Here is a 22,241-nt window from a genome sequence, read left to right as displayed (position 1 = left end):
GTATGTTTACCCCATACTATCGTCCCAGAAGATTAAGAAGAAATGAAAACATCCGCCGCATGGTACGGGAAACGCATCTTCGGGTTGATGATTTGATTTACCCGCTGTTTGTTACCGAAGGTCAGAACGTTAAAAATCCCATCCAATCCATGCCGGGCAATTTTCAATGGTCCATCGACTTGCTGGTAAAAGAAGTAAAAGAGGTGCAAAAGCTGGGCATTCCGGCCATTATTCTGTTCGGCATTCCGGAACACAAAGATCCTGTGGGCAGTGATGCTATGAATGACGAGGGAATCATTCAGCGCGCCGTGAAGGCTATTAAGGACGCTGTACCGGAAATGTACGTGATTACCGACGTTTGTTTCTGTGAATACACCGATCATGGCCATTGCGGCGCCGTGGTGGATGGAGATGTGGACAACGACGCCACGCTGGAAATGCTTGGCAATCAGGTTCTGACCCATGCCAGAGCCGGAGCCGACATGGTGGCACCTTCCGGAATGATGGATGGCATGGTCGGCGCCATTCGTCAGGCCCTGGATGACAACGGCTTTGAGAAAATTCCGATCATGAGTTATGCTGCCAAATACGCTTCCGCTTTTTACGGTCCGTTTCGTGATGCGGCTGAGTCGGCTCCCCAGTTTGGCGATCGGCGGACCTACCAGATGGATCCGGCTAATGGTCGGGAAGCGCTTTACGAGGTTGATCTGGACGTCAATGAGGGGGCTGACATCATCATGGTTAAGCCTGCGCTGGCATACCTGGACATCATTCGTCGTGTGCGCGATCGTATCGATTTACCGGTGGCCGCTTACAACGTAAGCGGCGAATTTTCTATGGTAAAGGCAGCGGCTCAGCAGGGCTGGATCGATGAACAACGTGTTACCCTGGAAATTTTGACGTCCATTAAACGCGCCGGCGCCGATCTGATATTAACCTACCACGCTAAAGACGCCGCCAGATGGCTGAGTGAACTTTAAAGGACAGTAACCAATTGGGAGTAATGACGATGACACGCAGTTCAGAATTGTTTCGTAAAGCGCAGGAATACTTGCCCGGCGGCGTGAATTCACCGGTTCGGGCCTTTAAAAGTGTCCATCGGGAACCATTGTTTATCGTTTCCGGGGAAGGCAGCAAAATACACGATGTCGATGGAAACGAATATATCGATTACGTAGGTTCATGGGGGCCGTTAATCCTGGGACATGCCCATCCGGAAGTGGTGGAGTACCTGCAGGCCGTGACCGAGGCCGGAACCAGTTTTGGCGCCCCTACCGAATTGGAGATTTTGATCGCTGAAAAGATTGTACAAATGGTGCCCTCGGTTGAAATGGTACGCATGGTAAATTCCGGAACCGAGGCGACCATGAGCGCCATTCGTCTGGCGCGGGGCTTTACAGGTCGTGACAAGATCATCAAATTTGAAGGTTGTTACCATGGCCATGGCGACAGTTTTTTAATCAAGGCCGGTTCCGGAGCCCTGACCTTCGGCGAACCCAATAGCCCCGGTGTACCGGCGGCTCTGGCTCAGGAGACCCTTACGGCGCGCTTCAACGATCTGGATTCGGTGGAGCAATTGTTCTCTGCCTTTAAAAACCAGATTGCCGCTGTGATTGTTGAACCCATTGCCGGAAACATGGGCGTTATTCCTCCGGCTGATGGCTTTTTACAGGGATTACGCGATCTGTGCACCCGGCATGGAGCCCTGTTGATTTTTGATGAGGTGATGACCGGTTTTCGCGTCCATCCCGGAGGGGCGCAAAGTTTGTACAATGTGCAACCCGATTTAACAACTTTAGGAAAGGTCATCGGAGGGGGCTTACCGGCCGCGGCTTACGGCGGGAAAAAGGAAATCATGCAAATGGTTTCGCCGGCCGGCCCAGTTTATCAGGCGGGTACGCTCTCCGGTAATCCGTTGGCCATGGCCGCAGGGTTGAAAACCCTCGAAATTATTTCCAGACCTGGATTCTTTGAAACGTTGAATAAACAGGCCAACTGGTTCTTTTCAGAACTGGAACACTTTATTCAAAACAAAAATTTGCCCTTAAGTCTGAACCACGTAAATTCCATGGGCTGCCTCTTTTTCAAGGAAGGCGGTGTCTCTAATTTTGATGAGGCCACACAATCGGATACGGAACTGTTTGCGCGTTATTTTGGCCAGATGCTGGATAAAGGCATCTACCTGGCCCCTTCTCAGTTTGAAGCCATGTTTATTTCAGCAGCCCATTCTGCCCAAGATTTACAAAACACCTTGCATGCCGGGCGCGAGGTACTGGAAGACCTGTTTAATTAATACGCCGTTCCTCTTCCGTCTGCAAACGGCTTAGATTGCATTGGGGAGTAAGGTTTACTCCCCAATTATCTTTACCAGGACGCGCTTGCGGCGACGCCCGTCAAATTCGCCATAAAAAATCTGTTCCCAGGGGCCAAAGTCGAGCTTTCCGTCGGTGATAGCGACTACGACTTCCCGGCCCATGATCTGTCGCTTCAGGTGAGCGTCGCCATTGTCTTCGCCGGTGCGGTTATGCCGGTAATGAGAAATCGGTTCATGTGGCGCCAGTTTTTCCAACCAGTCGTCGTAATCCTGCAGCAGGCCCGATTCGTCGTCATTAATGTACACGCTGGCCGTGATGTGCATGGCGTTCACCAGACATAGTCCTTCTTTAATACCGGATTCTCTGACACAAGCTTCCACCTGTGGTGTGATATTAATGTAAGCACGGCGCTGCGGAGTATTAAACCACAATTCTTTTCTGTACGATTTCATGATCAACTCCTTAAATATTTTCAGTGGTCTTTCTTAACTCTCTGGCGTGTTGATGGAACTCGTCGAGGGTCATGATTTTCAGGTACACAAAACCGCGTGTGGAACGGATGCGTGAATCTTCGTTTTGATAAAAGAAGTCACGCCCCAACAACGTTTTCATGTACTGATATTGTTCAACCTGGATTTTTTGCGCCAGTCCGGAAAAGGGTCCGTCGTATTCGTAGCTGGGGAACGAGGCATCTTTTTGAGAGCCAAAGGCGTTCAAAAAGGCGTGATCTAAAATGGCCCGCGTATTGTGAGTGACAGGTACGTACAGATTGGCTTCGCTGGGGTGGAACCGGTACCAGACGTTGCGATAGCCCCAAACTTTAATATCCGTTCGGCCGCTTTCCTGGGTGTACATTTTCAAAGCTTCCGAAACCGCCTGCAACACCTTGTAGTGCGTGTCGGGCCCGCTTCCTTCAGGGTCAAAGGCAACCGTCACCACGGTCGGTTTGATTCTTCTTAAATTTTCAAGAATCGGCGTCACGTCACGTTCAATGGTTGGTTCTTCGGTAAAGATATCCCCTTTGTAAAATCCCAGCCTGGAGTGAATGACCGATTCACAGGTAAAGCCAAAATAGCCCCACAGGATATCCGCTTCCCATTCTCTGACCATGCCTTTCAGTTGCTGAATATAGGACAGATCCTTTTTACCCGGGTACTGGGTACGGAAATAGTTGGCCAGTTCGTTGATTCGGTTTTTCAGATTATCGATAGAATCTTCTTCAAAAATTTCTACCAGATCGCGTAAAAGGCGGCGGGCAGTTCCTTCGTTCATGGCGTCCTGATCGTTGGCGGCCAGGCCATCGAGGTATTGAAAAACGTCACGGTTGCGGAATTCCATATTGCCTGGGTCGAAGTAATTTTCCTGAAACAATACCTGAAATTCCGGCCGATGGAAGAACGATTGTGTGGTTTCTAAAAGATTAAGCATATAACGATTGGTGACGGCGTTGAATCCACTGGTCAGGTAATTGAAGTAGTGCGTATTGGTCGATTCCCGCATCAGGCGCACCACATAGGGCAGGTAGCCTAACATGATGTCGTCATGATGGGGTGCCGTGTGTAAAATCACCTGATTTTTTGGAATTTGTAGAGCCTGATTAATAAATTTCCGGTAATCTGCTTCGATCATGGCCGGGAACTGAAGAGCCCGCTCTGCAAAGCGCTCCAGAAGTAATTTGGAAGACCGAATTGACTGAAAATCGCGTTTGTTCAAATCCTGTAACTTTTTTTGTTTGGCCAGAGCCAGGTCGGTAATGATCTGGTAGATGTTTTGTTTGTTTATTTCTTTAGCCTCTTTTAACTCCAGGTACCGGCGTTCGGTCAGTAATTTGGCCGCGCCTCTGGTTAAATAGAAACGGGCGTTTGGTAAATCGTGCAGGGCAGAGGCCGGTACCAGATTGGACTTTTCGGATTGAATGGCATCTTTAACCACTTTGGCTTTGGCTTCGCCGGCGGCAATGATGATGGCTGTGGTGTTGGGATTGTAGGTAATGGTTTGCAGGCCAATGGTAATAACCAGACGGTTGCGCGAAATTTCGATGCCTCCCAAATCCGAGGCTGCGGCAGCCTGGGTTTCATAATTGGTGCTGGTCAGGCGCGTGGTGGAATAGTGATTCGATCCCCGAACATTAAAACCGATGTGCCCATCAGGGCCAATGCCGCCTAAAAAGAAACCAATGCCGCCCAATTCTCGGATTTTCGATTCATAATCTGTACAAAATTGATCCACGGCCCGCAAAACTTCTTGTTGCCTCTTCTGCAGGGCATCTTTGGGATAAGAGAATCGCAGACTTAAATCCACGATATGATTGGGCCAGATCTCGTCCAGTGTTTCATGGGCTTTCAGGCCAATGGCATTGGGATTAATGAGCAGCGCCTTTTGCGGATCGAGGCCGAAACCGCGAATGTAAAACTTATTAACGTAGTAGTAAAAGCTATTGTGTTGCGTGGAATTGATGGGATAAAATTCGTCGATCTGAATGAAATAGAAGCTGCGCATGTCCGGTTTATGAGCCGGATCGAGACCATTATCGCCGAGGATTTTCTGTACGTTTTTATTGTTCCAGTTATTCAGCAGATATTGAACCCATTTGATGAAGTGTTCCGGTGTTTTGCCGGTAGGCAAAGAAATGGTAGAGCCTTCATTGTTCTGGGCCCATTCGATAAAACGCAGGGCGGTGAAGCGTCCTAATTCCGGGAAATTGTCCACCACAATGGTGCCAATTTTTTCGATCGGAGAATAAACTAACTTCCGTTGCGTTTTTTGCAACATCAATTCTTCAACACGCGACCTGGAGACGATTTTTTGTTTTTTAGCCATATTTAAAATACCCCTTGGTTTTTCTTGAATAATTAAATGGCAAATCTAATAAATATTTCAAAAATTTACAATTTTATTCAGGGGCACAAAAAAGTAGAACTGGAGTGGGCAGGAAAGAGGGTTTAAACCCGATCGAGCTGCCTATGGGCTAACGATTTAGAAAGGTGTTTTTGGCTTTGCTGAGCGTGGAAAATAGCAAACTACCTAAGGCAGCACAGCCGCAACCTTTTAAAAAAAACTGCAGAGGGCGCCCGTCATGCTGCCGGGCAGGCCCGTCTGGCCACCGGTTGGAATCCCGATTTTCGGGGACAGGCAAAAGAGCAATTTTAATTAAAAATTTAAAATTACGAATTACGAATTATTTTGTGAAAGGGCGAATTGTGCCCAGGCGCTGAAGGCCTGTGCCGACATGTCAATCTGAAAATCCCTTACATGGGCTTTGTTTCCCCCTATCCCGATTTTCGGAAGAGGGGATTATGGGGATGAATGCTTGTGAGAAGAATCCCTTACGTGATTGAAGAGATTCCGGCTCTCGCTTGTGCTCGGCTGGAATGACACCTTTGGGGAAGATACCTGGCCATAAGATTCTTCCACTCTACAAGTCGCTTTCGCTCCGCGTATCGGTCGAAATGACAATCAGTGAGGCTTCGTGCAGAGCGTCATTCCAAATACCGATCTTTGGGGACAGGCCCGTCTGGACGGCTATCCAGCCGGACAGGCCATTTAACAAATCAACCATTTAACCATTCAACGTTTTTAGTTCCTCAAACAGATTAAAAATTTTCGCATCCCGCTGTGGCGGAATTATTTCTTTTGAGGTAAGTATTCTAAAAAAACCGGAAAAGGTAATGAGTCCATGAGGTAGAAAGTACAAAGGCTTTTATTACGTGGAAGAGTCTTTGAAGCCGTTTATTTTTTAAGGTGGAGGACCGGGTTAAAATTATTTCATTTCCTATTTCTTTAAAAATAATATTAAATTAGCTAACCAGTCATGTTAACAAACAGGGCATGTTAATGGTGGACATTGAAAAATGAGGGCTAAAACCGCTAAAAATCCGGATTAAGTGAAGAGAAAAAATTAAAAAAGACTTGATTTTATTGAATAATCTATGGAAATTAGCATACAATTAAAGAGAACCTGTATCAAGTTTTAATTTAGTAGGAGGACTAAGAATATGAACAAACAAGAACTCGTTACCAAAATTGCACAGGATGCTAACCTGACCAAAAGACAGGCTGAGGATGCTGTAAATGCATTTGTTAATGCTGTAAAAGAGAGTTTAGCAAATGGGGAAGCTGTTTCTTTAGTCGGCTTCGGTACTTTTGCTGTATCCGAAAGAGCTGCCCGTAAAGGCCGTAATCCACAGACCGGTGCTGAAATCCAAATTCCGGCACGTAAGGTTCCTGTATTCCGCGCTGGCAAAGGTTTGAAAGAAGCTCTGTAATTTTCTTTACAACAGACATTTAAAAAAGGCGAAAACTCAGGTTTTCGCCTTTTTTTTGTACCACGTTTAATCGTAAAAGAAAAGGAATGGTAAATGCGCACATGGATGATCCTTTCTGTTTTATGGTTTACTTTTTTCTTAACTCATTGCACCCCGAGTGTCCTGCGTTCCCATCGCGCTAAACAAATTCCACAGTTAAAAGAACAAATCCAGTACTTGCTGGATGATCCCACTCTTAAGAATGCTCATATCGGGCTCTATGTGGCCTCACTAAAGAATGATCAAGTGCTATACGCTCAAAACGCTTTTAAATTGATGATTCCTGCTTCGAACATGAAATTGTTTACCACCGCTACTGCTCTGGTGAAATTAGGCCCTGAATTTCGGTTTAAAACTACGGTAGCCTATTCCGGCTCTATTGAGGACAGTACCTTGCATGGCGATCTGGTGATCAAAGGCTCAGGCGATCCGTCTTTCTCCGGACGCTTTTACGAGGGAGACCGCTTGGCCGTTTTTAAACAATGGGCCGATTCCCTGAAGGCCAAAGGAATTAAAAATATTGCAGGTCGACTGATTGGCGATGAACATTTTTTTAAAGATCCTAAATTAGGCGAGGGCTGGAACTGGGATGATGAACCATTCTGGTATTCGGCAAAGATTTCTGCTTTAGCTCTCAATGATAATTGTGTGGATGTGGCTGTCAGTCCGGATTCGCTGGCTGGAAATCCGGTACATGTAACCCTGTGGCCGGCTTACGAAAAAATGGAAATTTTGAATAGAGCCACCACGGTCGATTCTCCGGGTGTTTCAGAATTGAACATTTCCCGTCTGCAAGGTCGAAACATTATGGTTGTCGAAGGCAGGCTCTCCAGAGACGCAGACACGGTGTGGGAGTCGATTACGGTTGAAAATCCCGGACAATTTTTTCTGGATGTATTGCAGCAGACTTTAAAAGATCAGGGGATTACGATTTCCACTCCGACCTGTCTGCTTTCCTCAAAAGAAAGACTTCCTGCTGACTCATTGAAACCATTGTTTACCTTTCTGTCGGCCCCGCTTTCGGAGCTGATAAAAGTGGTAAACAAACCCAGTCACAATTTTTACGCGGAACAATTGCTCAAAACCTTAGGCGGATTATTTAAGAATGAAGGCTCGTTTGAAGCGGGCGCGCAGGTGGTCCGGGAATTTTTAAATTCGATCGGGGTAGCTAATGAACACTTTCTCAATGTGGATGGATCCGGGCTTTCCCGGAAAAATTTTGTGGCGCCCATAGCCACGGCTACCTTACTGCGTTACATGTACCACCATCCCTATTTTAAATACTTTTTAGACTCGTTGCCCATTGCTGGTGTGGATGGTACCTTAAAGAACAGGATGGTTGGAACTCCGGCTCAGGGCAGGGTTTTTGCTAAAACCGGCTATGTTCGGCACATGCGCGCTTTGTCGGGTTACACAGGTCTTGATGGCGGAAATCCGCTCCTTTTTGTAATGATGTTTAATAACTATTCTGTCCCAACGGCAAAGGTGAATTTAATTCAGGACAGAATCGCTGTTCTACTCAGTTCACTCCATTAGTAAAAATGCCAAAGGATGCTCCACAGAAGACCAGACAATTCCCGTGGAGCATCTTTCTTTTGCTGTAATAGAATCCTAGCACTTTGGGGCTGTAAAAAAAATAATTCAGTTTTACCCTGAGTACGCATATTCCCCTTTACCTTATTCCGAATAAGAAAAATTTCTTGCAAATAATGAATTAAAAGCCTGAAACCCTCTTAGAGGCATTACAAAGATTCTTTGATGAGTCAGGTAAGGTATTCCGAAATTATTAAAAAAATTTGCAGAGAGAGAAGAATGTGTTTATATTTACCTACCGGTAGGTATAAAAGTAAAAGTTTAAAAGGAGAATCTGTGTCTAAACGTGGAACCGACACCAAAGGGCGCATATTTCAGGCTGCTGCTGAGTTGTTCGCCCAATATGGCTTCGAACGCGTTTCCATCCGCCAAATTTGCGAAGCCGTGGGGGTTCAAAAGCCGACGCTCTATTACTATTTTAAAGATAAAGAGACATTGATTCTGGAAATGGTACGCTATGCCCATGAACTGATTGTTAAGCATCGGAAAATGTTTATTGATCCCCACGAAAATTTTCTGGACAAAATGTGGGGCTTGCTTTTAGGACGCAAATATTTTGTAGAGCATTATCCTCACTATTTCCGATTTAATGCTATGATCCATCTGTTTTCGACTCCTGAAAGAGTTAAACAGGAAATGCTGAATTTAATGTTACCCTTGCTGGCAGATTTTAACGATTGGTTAATCTTAGGTCAACAGCAGGGTTACATTGCAGAAGATGAAGACCTCGAAGTGCTCATGCAGACCATTTTAGGCACACTGAACCAATTGAGTATTCGCCGATTCTTCTTTCTGGATGAGCAGGCTTTTTCTGAGGGAAATTTAAAACGCCTATTTGACTTCTGGAAAAAACATTTATTTGTTGTTCCTGAAAGTTGAAAAATACTTGACACAAATGTCTCAAAGGCGGGTACTTAAACTTAATTTGTTGAAGCCTCTCATAAATGTTTTGAGCGGATAGGAAACCAACCGAGTGAGGAGGGGCATCTGAAATGGAGTAGAGAGGGAGTTCGACTTTCACGTGGATGATTTTTTCAATCAGTGATTTAAAAGCCTTAAGCGTTTAATGAACAGGCTATGTAGCGGTTAAGGCAGGAGGTAAAACATGAAGAGGACATTAATATTTTTTTTAATGCTGTCTATGATCAGCGTTCCGGGTAAGGCCGGGGAAATCATCACCCTAAGCTGGGATCAGGTGCTGGAATTAGGGATTAAGCAGAATCTGGAGTTGAAAATTCTGAAACAGGATTTGAAAAATCAGAAAGTGAATGTTTACAAAGCGTTTAGCGATTTTTTGCCAACGATTAACTACAGTTTTCAGGCAATTAATAATGTGGAATTGCCTGTACTGGTTTTCATGGGCAATCGTTTCCGCATTGGAACGAAATACAATTTTTCTCATGTTCTACAGTTGCAATATCCTCTTTTTTTAGGAGGCGCCAGGCTGGCCAATGTCAGCATCCAGCGTCATGCCCAAAAATCATTATTACAATTGTTGAAAGGGAAAGAAGAGGCCGTGGTTTTGCAGGCCATTGAGAGTTATTATCAAATCATGCTGTCCAGAGACCTTTTAGAGGTCAACGAACGGGCCAGGCAGGCGGCTCAGGCCAATTTTGAACAGGTGGAAAAATTTTACCAGGCTGGAACGGCTTCCGAGCTGGACTATTTAAGGGCCAAAGCCCGCCTCTCCCAAACCATTCCTTCGGTAACCTCGGCGCGTAATGCTTTAAAAATGAGTCAGGAGAATCTGAAATTTATTTTGAATCTGGCGGATGATGATTCCATTGTTGTTCTGGACAGTCTGCTGATTCGCGATTTTTTAGGAGATTTGAAAGAGAAGACGGTGGAGGAATTACAGGCTCTGGCTTTGTCTAACCGGGCCGATCTCAAACAATTGGAGCATCAGAAACAAATTGAACAAAAGCAAAAATGGCTTGCCGGATCCCGTTTTGTGCCGCAAGTCGTTTTGACGGCCAATCTTCAACATCAGGCTTTTCTGGAAGATGTCCATGTTACAGCAAAAGATTACACGCGTTCCAAATCTGCCGGGGTGGCTTTACAATGGCCATTGTTTGAAGGGGCAAAGAGAGTACTGGAGCTTCAGCAGGCCTATATTCAAACAAAAAAAATAGAATTGCAGCAAGAGCAGCTCAAGCGAGCCATTTTGCTGGATGTCAGGAATAGCCTGGACCGATTTTGGGAAGCCAGGCAAAACTTGCAAAGTTTGGAAGCCGCCTATCAGGAGGCCAGAGAGACATTACGCCTGGCAAATTTAACCTACCGGGAGGGCGTGAGCACACAGGTGGAAGTATTAAATGCCCAGACGGCATTTACCAATGCAGAAGCCCGCTACAGAAAAGGCGTTTTTGATTACAATGTTTCACAGCTCAATTTGCTTAAAGCGCTGGGCAAACTCAATACTTTATGGGCTAAACAAAGGTAAAAAAGAATAAACTTAGGAGATAGAGCAATGCGCATTTTGCGGTTTATTTTATTGTTAAGCTTACTACTTGGTATGGCCTGCCAGAAAGGGGAGGTTCAGCAGGAAGAACGCTCCATTCCGGTCAACGTTTTAGTTCTAAAACCAAATTCAATTCAATCCACGGTGGAGATTACCGGCAATCTTGAAGCGCTGAACGATGCTTTAGTGATTAGTAAAGTAAGTGAAGAGTTAAAACAAATTGTCAGGCCGGTTGGCAGTGCGGTTAAGACGGGAGAGGTTATTGTCAAATTGGATGATAGTATGTTGTTACAGGCTAAAAAGCAGGCCCAGGCCGCTCTCAGTTCAGCCCGGGCGCGTTATCAAAATGTTAAACAAGATTTTGAACGGTATCAGCGGCTTTACGAACAAAAAGCCATCAGTTTGCAGCAATGGCAAAAAATGAAAACGAACATGCAGGAAGTTCAGGCCGCTCTGGATCAGGCACAAGCCGCTGTGGCCCAGGCTAACGAGCAGTTTGAGAACAGCCGGATTAAAGCCCCATTTGATGGCGTAGTAGGCAGTATTTTTTTTGATGTGGGACAACTGGTTCCTGTGGGCCAGCCGGTGGTAAAAATCATTAATCCCAAATTGATGAAAGCCAAACTCTACGTGCCGGACCAATATTTTCAAAAGATTCAAAAAGGGCAAAGCGTACTGGCCCGTTTTCCGGCTTTAGGTAGTCGTGAGTTTTCCGGTCGTATTGTAAAAATAGACCCGGCCATCGATCCTATGAGCCGTACCTTTACCGTAGAGGTTCAGATTCCCAATGAGGAGCAGCTACTAACGTCAGGATTGTATGGCTTGTTCAAAATTATTCTTGCGGTGCATGAAAACGTGGTGGTCATTCCGGACAACGCGGTTATTTCCCAGACCAGGGTGCAAGTGGATCCGGAAAGCGGGAAACCCAGCGCCAGGCGTCAGTATTTTGCCTTTGTCATCGATCAGGGGCGGGCCAAATTGACCAAAATTGAACAGGGGCTGAGCAGCGGCGATTTTCTGGAAATAACTCAGGGGTTGAGTTTTGGCGATTCTCTAATTGTAGTAGGCCAGAGATTGTTAAAAGAGGGCCAAAAGGTGAAAGTCGTAGAGGCTTACTAAATTGGTGGTGAAAGTCATAGGCGCTTCGGGCCTTTTGCGGTGTGAAGGCAAAAACAGTTTTTCAACATTTAGGGCGAGGTAAAAATGAAGTTAGTTGAATTCTCTATTCGTAAACGCGTCACCTTGAGCATGATCTATTTGATCATTGTGGGATTTGCCTTGTTTTCATTTTCTCAGTTAAAAATAGATTTGTTTCCAGATATCGATTTTCCGGTGGTGGGCATTATTACACAATATTCTGGCGTGGGGCCAGAAGACATGGAAAATCTGGTTGCCCGTCCCATTGAAGAGGCGGTTTCGGCAACAAAAAATGTAAAAAAGGTGACATCGCAGGTGAGCCAGGGGGTGTGCATTACCCTGCTCGAATTTGACTGGGGTACCGACATTGATCAGGCGGAAAACGATGTACGCAAGCGGATTGATCTGGTGCGTGATTATTTACCGGATGAAGCCAGCGAGCCGTTGACCTTTGCTTTTGATCCTTCCATGATGCCGATTAATTTTATTCTGATTAATTCGCCCACCATGGGCCCGGCCGAGCTCCGACAGTTAGGCGAAGATCGGATTGAACCGTTGTTGGAACGTGTGGAAGGCGTGGCCTCGGTTGAAACGCAAGGTGGATTGCAGCGACAAATCAATATTAAGCTGGATCCCGTCCGATTGGCTGCCCATTCCTTGTCGCCGGTCGATGTAACGCGGGCCATTCGGGCGGCGGGTGGTCTTTTTCCGGCCGGAAGTATCGAAACCAGCACGACCAATTTTAATCTGCATATTGCCAGCGAATTTAGTTCGATTGAGCAACTCAAGAAAGTGGTTTTGAAGTACGAGAAGGGGATTCCCCTATTGCTGCAGGATGTGGCGCAAGTAGAAGACGGATTCAAAGAATTACGCAGCGATGTACGCGTAAATTACAATCAGGGTGTGTACATGCGCGTTTTTAAACAGTCCGATGCCAATACGGTGCAAGCCTGTCGCAATGTTAAAAAGGCGATCAAAGAGATTAAAGACCTCTTACCCCGCGATGTGGAATTGAAAATTGTGTACGACCAATCGGAGTACATTTTGCGCTCGGTTGGTAATTTAGGCAACACAGCTATTCTGGCCTTTTTTATTGCTTTTGCCGTGATTTATTTCTTTTTACGTAACTTACGTGGAAGTATCATCATGGGATTGGCCATTCCTATTTCGGTCGTAGCCACCTTTGCGGTGATGATGCTGGCGCAATTGACGCTTAACATTATCTCCATGGCCGGGCTGGCGCTGGCCATAGGTATGTTGGTGGACAATTCAATTGTGGTTCTGGAGAACATTTATCGCCACCGCGAATTGGGCGATGACCGGCCCACGGCAGCCCATTCCGGCGCTTCGGAAGTGGGAATGGCCATTACCGCTTCTACGCTAACCACAATCGGGGTCTTTTTGCCGGTGTTGTTTGTGCCTGGCATTGCGGGGGAATTATTTAATGACATGGTGGTTACGATTACCTTCAGTCTATTTGCCTCACTGGTCATCGCTTTAACGCTGGTGCCCATGCTAAGCGCCAGAATTTTAAAAACCGAAGCCGAAATGTCCAGGGGGCGATTGGCCAGGTTCAAGCAACGCGTGGGAAAGTTTTTAGATAATCTGACTATCCGGTATGGCAAAGTGCTGAACTGGTCTTTACACCATAAGACGGTTGTGCTGGGGGGTACAACCTTGCTGTTTTTAGCATCATTGGTGTTGATTCTATTCATCGGGGGCGAATTTTTGCCTAAATCGGATCAGGGATTTATTGCTCTGACCGTCCAACGAGAAAAAGGGACTCCCTTGGATCAGACGCGAAAAACGGTATTGCAACTGGAGCAGATTGTTAAAGATGAATTTCCTGAAGCCAGCGATGTCCTGGCCATTTTTGGCGCCGGTGAAGGGATTTTTGCGCTGTTTGGAGGTTCAGGTAGTGAGGCCATCAATTTCAGGGTACGGTTGACTCCCATGGAGGAGCGCAAGCGTTCGCAAATGGAGATTGAAGATGCCTTTAGAAAACGGCTGGATCAAATACCTGGGATTACCTACCAGTTTATTCAGCAGGGAATGATTTCCACGGAGCGCGCCGTGGAAGTCAAGATTTTTGGGCACGATCTGGCTCAGGCCAAGCAGTATGCCAAACGTCTTAAAAAGAAGATGGAACAAATTGAAGGGCTGGTCGATATTGACATCAACATGAAAGAGGGCGGACGGGAGTTGCGCATTGTGCCGGATGTGGATCGGCTGAATGATTTGAAATTATCGCCCTTTCTGGTTGCAGATATGATTTCGACGGCCATTCAGGGGAAGGTGGCTGCGCGTTACCGTGAAGCCGGCGATGAATATGATATTGTGGTTCAGTTAGATAAACCTTACAGGCAGAGCAGGGATGCCTTAAAGCATTTGCTGATTCCGACACTGAGCGGAAAGATGATTCCTCTGGAACAGGTGGCGCACATTGTGGAAGATGACGCGCCTTCTACGATCTATCGTGAAAATCAGGAGCGGTTCGTTTCGGTGGGTTGTGACCTTTCTGGCATTGATCTCTCTTCTGCGGTACGCAAAATTAAAGCCGCTATTGAGACGTTGCACATTCCTGGGGAATTTCAGGTAGTAATTGGAGGAACAGCCGAAGACCAACAGGAATCGTTTTTTTACCTGACCATTGCCTTTTTTGCGGCCATTTTACTGGTGTACATGATCATGGCATCTCAGTTCGAGTCGCTGATGGACCCGTTCATCATCATGTTTACCGTGCCTCTTTCGGTCATTGGTGTTTTATGGGCGCTGTTCATTACCGGTACCACCTTAAGCGTAATGGCTCTGGTGGGCATTGTCATGTTGGTGGGCATTGTGGTTAACAATGGTATTGTTTTGGTAGATTACATCAATCAATTGCGGGCACAGGGGAAAGACCTTTACCAGGCCGTTGAGGAGGGGGGACGTGTGCGCATGCGTCCCGTACTGATGACGGCGTTAACGACTATTTTAGGTATGGTGCCTCTGGCCCTGGAATTGGGCAGTGGCTCGGAAAACTGGTCGCCATTGGCCCGAGCAGTAATCGGTGGGTTAACAACCAGCACCTTGCTGACCTTGCTTATTGTGCCGATTCTGTACGTTATTTTTGAACAGGTGGGAGAAAAAATTCGCGCCTGGTGGCAAAAGGTGTGAACAGAAGAAAAGGGATATCACGGGCTTGATTGAAAAATAGTGGACGGGTATTTGTGCTTGAAGGAGCTTTATTCAATTGTTTCTTTATGTGTCTTTCAAAAGGACAGACGTTTAAGGGTGTGAATAGAAATTTTGAAAACGAGCCTTCATTTCTTGGCCCGTTTCCTGCATAATGAGGGAGTATTCTAATTCAAAGAGTCTGTATGATTTGTGGCTTTTTTAAGTGCTCTGCGACTCATTTGAGCTATCCTCTCATTTCCTTACACCTCTTCTGTGCCTGAGCAGTCCGCATAAACCGTGCATGACCGGCGTCTATTTTGTGGATGTACAGACAGGTTAACGCGATTCTGGCTATCTCCTACTAACTCAGTCAGGGAGAGAGTTTCTCAAAAAAAATGTTTGACAAAATCAGTTGTTGTCATTAAATTCGACTATTCTGATAAAATGTTAGAAAATAAGATTGGTAGGTAAAAAATGCAGGCTGCAAAACAATCGCATTGGGATAGCAAAAAAGTTCAAATCTTAAAAGTGTCGCAACAAATATTTGCCCGCTACGGCTATTTTAAAACCACCATGGATGATATCGCTCAGGCCATGGGCATGAAAAAAGGTTCACTCTACTATTACTACAAGAGTAAGGAAGATATTCTTAAAGATGTGGTGCACTACGAAAGCGAACAGTTTTTAAATACTTTACAAAATGAAATAAGCGCGCTGAAAACGCCTCAGGAGAAAATTTTACGGTTTTTGCAATTCCGATCCAAAGAGTTCATGCAACGGATGAATCTGCACCAGATCAGTATTCAGGCCTTTTTAGATGCGGCATCTATTATTTCCGAAATGTATCATGAATGCCTTGAAAAGGAAATCGAGCTGCTGGCTGCGGTCATTCAGCAAGGCATAGATCAGGGCGTTTTCGTGGCTGTCGATGCCGGAAGGGTAGCCAGGAGTTTGTTGACCTATGCCGAGGCCGTTAAATTTCGGGAATTTCACAAAAATAAAAATATTTTTACTTCTGAGATCGATTATTCCTTGATTGAAGAAGAGATTTTGTTTACCGCTCAAATCATCATTGACGGTATTTCAAAGCCGACAAAACGCTGAGATGATCAGCAAAAAGTACTTAACCGTTAATAAAATTAATCAGATAAAGGAGCCCAAACGATGAGGTACCGATTGATTCTGCTCATGGTCTTTTTCCTCACGCCCCTATTGAGTTTTTCGCAGGAAAGTTCTCCCCTGCAGCTCACCCTGGACAAGGCCATCACCATCGCTTTACAACAAAATCGTGATATTAAGGTGGCCGGGCTGGAAGTGAAGAAGGCACACCAACAGGTGCGGGAGAGCTATGGTAATTTACTACCTTCTCTGGATGTCAGCGGTCAATACACGCGCAATATTAAAAAACCGGTTATCTTTTTGCCTCCCGGCACGCCCTTTGGCCCGCCCGGCGGAGGACCAACGATACTGGAAATTGGCTACAACAATTCCTACACCGGAACCATCTCTGCAACGTTACCCATTTTTTTAAAGCAAATTTACAGCGGATTAAAACTGGCCAGACAAAATCTGTTACTCTCCCGCGAATCGTACCGCGAGAGCAAAATTAACACCGTGACCAATGTTAAAAAGGCTTTTTACGGGGTGTTACTAGCCCGTGATCTACGCGACTTTATGCGCATGAGTCTAAAAGATGCGGAAGATAATCTGGAAAATGTGCGTAAAATGCACGCACAGGGGCTGGTAGCCGATTACGATCTGCTCAAGGCAGAGGTGCAGATCGAGAATCTCAGGCCTAACGTCATGCAGGCGGAAGACAATTACAAATTGGCCCTTGACGGTCTTAAAATAGTCATGGGTTTAAATGCGGAACAGGAAATTCAGGTGAGCGGCAAACTGCGTTATGACGAGCATTTGTCGCTCCCTACTCTGCAAGAAGCGCTCACTGAACTCCTGGCCCACAATGCCACACTACGCAAACTCTATTTACAGACCAAACTAACCAAAACCAGTGTGGAGCTGGCTAAAGCGGAATTTTATCCCAGCCTGGTGGCTTTTGGCAATTATCAGTACCAGACTCAGGCCAATGATTTTAAATTTGCCGATTATTTTTGGGTGAAAACCAGCATGGTCGGTTTACAATTGCAGATTCCGTTATTCAAAGGGTTGGCGCGTGTGGCCAGAGTACAGCAGGCTGAACTGACGCACAGGCAGGTTGTGGAGCAGCAAAGCGGTGTAGCCGAAGCCATTAAAACCCAATTGCGCAGCGTTCTGTACCGAATGGCTCAGGCCAAAAAACGCGTCCAGGTACAGGAAAAATCCATTGCTCAGGCCCAAAAAGGGTACCAGATTGCCCTTTCCCGCTACAAAAATGGATTGAGTACTCAGCTAGAAGTGAACGACGCCGAAGTAGCCTTAACCCAGGCGCGTTTTAATTACGCCAAGGCCGTTTACGATTTTTTAGTCGCCTCGGCAGATTTTGATCAACTGGTGGGCAGGCTGGATGCAGACCTTTAAACTGGCGTTTTTTACCCGGCCGCTGGAATTTTTTGCGTGGTCTTACTTACAGTGGGACGCTCGGGATGTCGGCTCGACCGATCTGTTTGGAATGGTAATTTTTAAAAACATCTGGAGGTTAAAATGAAAAATAGATTTGCTTTACCCATAATTCTCCTGTTTATCGCAGGCGCGTTGTTGTTCAACTCCTGCGCAAAAGAAAAACAGGCGCTTCAAAGCACAAAAGAAATTCCTGTGGAGGTGGCCACCGTTCAACGACACACCATGGAGTGGGAGTTGCAGTTCACCGGAAGCGTTGAGCCCTGGCAAAAGACCAACCTGGGAGCGCAGATGCCCGGCATTGTAAAAAAAATCTACGTAGAACCAGGGGATGCCGTGAAAAAAGGTCAGCTTCTTGTGCAGATGGATGATGCACAATTGACCCAGGCCAGGGTACAGTTTGAACTGGCCAAACAGGATTTTGAACGCATGCAACCTTTGCTGGAAGAAGGTTCCATTTCTCCCAGTCAATTTGACAAAATAAAGGGCGCCTACCAGGCAGCCAAAGCTGGTTATGAACTTACGCTGGCTAATACGCAAATCCGTGCGCCTTTTGATGGGATGGTTACTACCAAATGGATTAACGAAGGGGAAGTTTTCCAACTGATGCCCGGAGCAGCCGGCTCGCCCGCTATTTTAACAGTCATGCAATTTGATCTGCTTAAAATTTCGATTCATATCCCTGAAAGCGACATTTCTTCCGTTGTTTTGGGACAGGCGGCCACCATTCAAAGCGATGTCATTCCCGGGCAGATATTTAAGGGAAAGGTTACGCGAATTGATCCGGCCATCGATCCTTTGACTCGTACTTTTGGAGCTGAAATCCGCGTAGCCAATCCGCAACGCCAGTTAAGACCAGGCATGTTCTGTAGCGTGCGCCTTGATCTGGGAACCCGGGTGGTTCTGGCAGTGCCCCGCGCTGCTTTAATCCGTCAGGTTGGCACCAGCCATTACTACGCCTTTGTGGTTGAAAATAACGTAGCCAGACGCCGCGATCTGAAATTAGGCCAGCGTTTTGATGATCTGTTTGAAATTAAGAGCGGTCTTCGGGCCGGAGAAGCCCTGGTCATTGAAGGTCAGTACCTGCTGAAAGATGGCCTGCCTGTCAAAGTCACAGCACCAAGCGGAACACAGCAGTAAGGAGATATGAGCATGAACCTTCCAAAACTCTTTGTTGATCGACCGATAACTACCATAATGGTGTTTCTGGGAATCCTGGCCATAGGTCTGGTTTCGCTGGCCAAATTGCCCATCGATCTATTTCCGGAGATAGAAAATCCGGTAATCAGCATCATCACCCAATACCCGGGAGCCAGCGCAAAGGACGTGGAAACCAATGTCACCAAAAAAATCGAGGGCTCATTAAGTACAGTCAATAAATTGGATGAAATCACTTCCACATCCATTGACAACGTTTCAGTGATTCAGTGCAAGTTCAAGTGGGGTACCAATTTGGACGAAGCGGCCAATGACATCAGAAATTTACTGGAAATGGCCAAACGGGAGTTGCCCGAAGATGCCGATACGCCCATTCTGTTTAAATTTGGCAGCAACATGTTCCCTGTTCTGATTTACGGGGTTTCGGCCGATGAAAGTTACAATGGCCTGGACAAGTTGATCGACAAAAAAATAGCCGATCCGTTGAAACGCCTGCCGGGTGTAGGCACCGTAATGGTCATGGGCGGGCCCATTCGTCAGGTGCGCCTGGAGATCGATCCCCAGCGTCTGGAGGCTTACCACCTGTCTATTGAGCAGATCGCCGGAGTGCTGGCTGCCGAAAATGTGACCATGCCTGTGGGCGACATTAAAATGGGGCGACTGGATTACAATCTGCGTGTCCCAGGCGAATTTTCTGATTCCAGACAGATCGGCGATGTGGTAATTGCCTCCCGCATGGGAAGGCCGGTTTACCTTAGAGAGGTAGCCACCATTCAGGACACACTGAAAGAGCGCACCATCGAAACGCGACTTCTGGGCGGTAAAGGCATGATTTTAATTGTAATGAAACAATCCGGCGCCAATACCGTGATTGTGGCCAACCGCGTGCGTCACAAACTACCCGATTTGCAAAAACGCCTGCCAGCCGATGTAAAACTACACATGGTGCTCGATTCTTCTGATTTTATCCTCAACTCCATTCGCAATCTGGCTGAGGCGGTGCTACTGGGCGGATTGTTTGTGATTTTAGTCATCCTTGTCTTTTTAAGAGAGTGGCGAGGTACCATTGTTGTCGCTTTAACCATCCCCTTTTCTTTGATAGTGGCCTTCATCTACCTTTTCCTGACCGGAGAGACCATCAACATCATTACGCTTTCGTCCCTTAGCATTGCGGTCGGCATGGTGGTTGATGATGCCATCGTTATTTTAGAGAATATTACGCGCCATATCGAAATGGGTGCGCGTCCCCGCGAGGCTGCCGTTTTTGGTTCCAATGAGGTGGGACTGGCAGTGGTCGCTTCCACCCTGTCGATTGTGGCCGTGTTTCTGCCCCTGGCCTTTCTGTCCGGCATTGCCGGCGTTTTCTTTCACATTCTGGGTCTATTGGTTACTGTAATGATCATAACATCCCTGTTTGCTGCGCTTTCGCTGGTGCCCATGTTGTCTTCCAAACTGTTCAAAAGACAGATTGGTAAAAAGGAATTTAAAGGCACGCTGGGCAAAGTCTATCAGGTGAGCGAAAAGTGGTTTCTGGCTCTGGAAAACTGGTATCAGAATGTTCTGAAATGGGCCTTAATCCACCGCAAAACGGTCGTTGGCCTGGCCCTGATTATTTTTGCGGCTTCGATGTTTCTCTTCAAATTTGTGGGCACAGAATTTATGCCTCAAAGCGATGACGGATCGCTGCAAATAAATGTGGAATTACAGCCGGCCGTAAAATTGGAACGCACCAGAGAATATGCCCGAATGATTGAAGACATTGTCAAAAAAGAAGCGCCGGAATTACGCTATTACAGCGTTCAGGCCGGTGTAAACGACCAGGGCTTTTCTTCGATTATGATGGGCCAGAAAGAAGGGTCCAATATTTTCCTGATGCGCTTACGCTTTGGCAGCCGGAATAGCAGAAAACGAACCACATTTGAAATAGCTGATTCGCTGCGCAAGCGCATTGCTCAAATTCCGGGAATTATCAATTTTAGCATCAGCGCCGCAGGAGCAGGCTCCTTTTTAATGGGCGCCACAGGCAAACAGCTGCAGGTCGATATCATCGGCTATGATTTGCAAAAGACCACCGCTCTGGCCCGCCAGGTGGAAGGCCTGTTAAAATCCATTCCCGGCGCGGTGGATGTAGCCGTGGATCGGGGGCGGGAGCGCCCTGAGCTGGAAATCGTTCCGGATCGGGAGAAGCTGGCCCCCCTTGGTTTGAACACAGCCATGGTAGCCAACGCCATCCGCCATTGCATCTATGGAATGGTGGCCACCAAATATCGGGAAGAAGGCGAAGAATACGATGTGTTCATCCGCTACAAGCCAGCATTTCGGAAATCCATAGCCGCCGTGCAAAATATTTCCATACCCACCATGACCGGCAAGATGGTCAAGGTAAAAGACATTGCCACCATTCGCGAAGTACTCTATCCGCCGGAGATCAAACGCAAAAACCAGGAACGGGTGGTAACCGTTGGCGCCAATATTTCAGGCCGCGCTTTGGGCGATGTCACAGCCGAACTGAAAAGTAAAATAGCCCAACTCAAAATTCCAGAAGGCGTAGAGCTGGAATATTCAGGTCAGGTAGAACAACAGAGCGAATCTTTTAGCGACCTGGGCCTGTTTTTGATCCTCAGCATCTTTCTGGTTTACATGATTATGGCTTCGCAGTTTGAATCCCTGTTGGATCCGTTTGTCATCATGTTTTCTTTACCTTTTGCCCTGGTTGGTGTGGCCTGGGGCCTGTTCCTCACCGGCACGCCGCTGTCGGCAATCGCTTTTCTGGCCATCATCATGTTGATGGGCATTGTGGTCAAAAATGCCATTGTGCTGGTAGACTACACCAATATTTTACGCGCGCGGGAATATGAATTGCACGAGGCCATTGTAACAGCCGGCGGCAACCGCTTGCGCCCTGTGCTGATGACAGCCATTACTACCATCCTGGGCATGTTGCCCCTGGCTATCAGCAGCGGAGAAGGCTCAGAGATGTGGCAGCCTCTGGGGATTTCCATCATCTTTGGCCTGGGCATATCCACGGTTGTAACGCTCGTGCTGGTTCCGGTTATCTATTCACTTTTTGAGACAAAATTCAAAGCAGCCGAGTGGGAATAAAATACAAACGGGTCATCTGGCGGATGGCCCGTTTAAATTCAGAAACAGAGAGGTACAAAATGAAGGCAGTGATGATCGTTTACAATCAAAGCATTAGCGACGAGGTGTACGAGATTTTAGAACGATTGAACATAAAAGGTTTTACACGCTGGTTAAATGTTCATGGTAGAGGTTCTGAAACAGGCGATCCACACTATGGCACGCACATCTGGCCCTCTTTGAATGCGGTTATTCTCACGGTTGTTGAAGATAATCTTGTACAGCCCATTCTGGATCATGTTAAAAAAGTGAATGAAATGGCAGAAGAAGAAGGCGTCCGCGCTTTTGTCTGGAACATCGAACAGGCGATTTGATTCTGGCCGGATCAAGTTTTCCAGCGCCTGGTTGAACGATTTAAGAAAACAAAGCTGGAACCTTTAATTTTCCAACAAGAGGCCACCTGCAAGGCAAAATTCGAAG

General features: G+C 46.6%; 16 protein-coding genes. 13 read left to right on the top strand and 3 right to left on the bottom strand.

Annotated features, from left to right (window positions below):
- Window positions 1-2 precede the first annotated feature (2 nt).
- Together hemB and hemL are read left to right on the top strand one after the other, a co-directional pair.
- Window positions 3-980: a porphobilinogen synthase gene (hemB, locus tag ACWB0I_RS05700; RefSeq protein ID WP_479387076.1), complete on the top strand. Its 978-nt coding sequence runs from the start codon at window positions 3-5 to the stop codon at window positions 978-980.
- A gap of 29 nt (window positions 981-1,009) precedes the next feature.
- The gene (gene hemL, locus ACWB0I_RS05695; protein WP_479387075.1) at window positions 1,010-2,293 is read left to right on the top strand and encodes a glutamate-1-semialdehyde 2,1-aminomutase; all 1,284 of its coding nucleotides are present in this window, start codon (window positions 1,010-1,012) and stop codon (window positions 2,291-2,293) included.
- A gap of 54 nt (window positions 2,294-2,347) precedes the next feature.
- On the opposite strand, the gene ACWB0I_RS05690 is transcribed toward hemL, so the two are convergent.
- The 3 genes from ACWB0I_RS05690 to ACWB0I_RS05680 all read right to left on the bottom strand — a co-directional run bounded on the left by ACWB0I_RS05690 (window position 2,348) and on the right by ACWB0I_RS05680 (window position 5,874).
- Window positions 2,348-2,767, bottom strand: coding sequence for a secondary thiamine-phosphate synthase enzyme YjbQ (locus tag ACWB0I_RS05690; protein ID WP_479387074.1), 420 nt, complete (start codon window positions 2,765-2,767; stop codon window positions 2,348-2,350).
- 10 nt (window positions 2,768-2,777) lie between these two features.
- Complete coding sequence (locus ACWB0I_RS05685; RefSeq protein WP_479387073.1) at window positions 2,778-5,135, bottom strand: glucosamine-6-phosphate deaminase; 2,358 nt, start codon at window positions 5,133-5,135, stop codon at window positions 2,778-2,780.
- Window positions 5,136-5,730: 595 nt separating this feature from the next.
- Entirely contained in the window at window positions 5,731-5,874 is a 144-nt protein-coding gene (locus tag ACWB0I_RS05680) for a hypothetical protein (RefSeq protein WP_479387072.1), read from the bottom strand.
- A 436-nt stretch (window positions 5,875-6,310) separates the two neighbouring features.
- Between ACWB0I_RS05680 and ACWB0I_RS05675 the strand changes: the two genes are divergently transcribed.
- The 11 genes from ACWB0I_RS05675 to ACWB0I_RS05625 all read left to right on the top strand — a co-directional run bounded on the left by ACWB0I_RS05675 (window position 6,311) and on the right by ACWB0I_RS05625 (window position 22,135).
- Complete coding sequence (locus ACWB0I_RS05675; protein WP_479387071.1) at window positions 6,311-6,580, top strand: HU family DNA-binding protein; 270 nt, start codon at window positions 6,311-6,313, stop codon at window positions 6,578-6,580.
- A gap of 93 nt (window positions 6,581-6,673) precedes the next feature.
- Window positions 6,674-8,155: a D-alanyl-D-alanine carboxypeptidase/D-alanyl-D-alanine endopeptidase gene (gene dacB, locus ACWB0I_RS05670; RefSeq protein WP_479387070.1), complete on the top strand. Its 1,482-nt coding sequence runs from the start codon at window positions 6,674-6,676 to the stop codon at window positions 8,153-8,155.
- A gap of 333 nt (window positions 8,156-8,488) precedes the next feature.
- Window positions 8,489-9,091 (top strand): TetR/AcrR family transcriptional regulator, encoded by a 603-nt coding sequence (locus tag ACWB0I_RS05665; RefSeq protein ID WP_479387069.1) that lies wholly within the window; start codon window positions 8,489-8,491, stop codon window positions 9,089-9,091.
- A 226-nt stretch (window positions 9,092-9,317) separates the two neighbouring features.
- Window positions 9,318-10,655: a TolC family protein gene (locus ACWB0I_RS05660; RefSeq protein WP_479387068.1), complete on the top strand. Its 1,338-nt coding sequence runs from the start codon at window positions 9,318-9,320 to the stop codon at window positions 10,653-10,655.
- A 27-nt stretch (window positions 10,656-10,682) separates the two neighbouring features.
- The gene (locus ACWB0I_RS05655) at window positions 10,683-11,792 is read left to right on the top strand and encodes an efflux RND transporter periplasmic adaptor subunit (RefSeq protein WP_479387067.1); all 1,110 of its coding nucleotides are present in this window, start codon (window positions 10,683-10,685) and stop codon (window positions 11,790-11,792) included.
- A gap of 84 nt (window positions 11,793-11,876) precedes the next feature.
- The gene (locus ACWB0I_RS05650) at window positions 11,877-14,966 is read left to right on the top strand and encodes an efflux RND transporter permease subunit (protein ID WP_479387066.1); all 3,090 of its coding nucleotides are present in this window, start codon (window positions 11,877-11,879) and stop codon (window positions 14,964-14,966) included.
- 474 nt (window positions 14,967-15,440) lie between these two features.
- Window positions 15,441-16,070: a TetR/AcrR family transcriptional regulator gene (locus ACWB0I_RS05645; RefSeq protein WP_479387065.1), complete on the top strand. Its 630-nt coding sequence runs from the start codon at window positions 15,441-15,443 to the stop codon at window positions 16,068-16,070.
- A gap of 60 nt (window positions 16,071-16,130) precedes the next feature.
- Window positions 16,131-17,483: a TolC family protein gene (locus ACWB0I_RS05640; protein WP_479387064.1), complete on the top strand. Its 1,353-nt coding sequence runs from the start codon at window positions 16,131-16,133 to the stop codon at window positions 17,481-17,483.
- Window positions 17,484-17,606: 123 nt separating this feature from the next.
- Window positions 17,607-18,662: an efflux RND transporter periplasmic adaptor subunit gene (locus ACWB0I_RS05635; protein WP_479387063.1), complete on the top strand. Its 1,056-nt coding sequence runs from the start codon at window positions 17,607-17,609 to the stop codon at window positions 18,660-18,662.
- Between the two features lie 12 nt (window positions 18,663-18,674).
- Entirely contained in the window at window positions 18,675-21,782 is a 3,108-nt protein-coding gene (locus tag ACWB0I_RS05630) for an efflux RND transporter permease subunit (protein WP_479387062.1), read from the top strand.
- A gap of 59 nt (window positions 21,783-21,841) precedes the next feature.
- A complete protein-coding gene (locus ACWB0I_RS05625) occupies window positions 21,842-22,135 on the top strand; it encodes a PG0541 family transporter-associated protein (protein WP_479387061.1) in 294 nt (97 codons plus the stop codon).
- The last annotated feature ends 106 nt before the right edge of the window (window positions 22,136-22,241 follow it).

This window comes from Caldithrix sp. (assembly GCF_056497305.1).
This window is presented reverse-complemented; position numbering and strand designations above follow the sequence as displayed.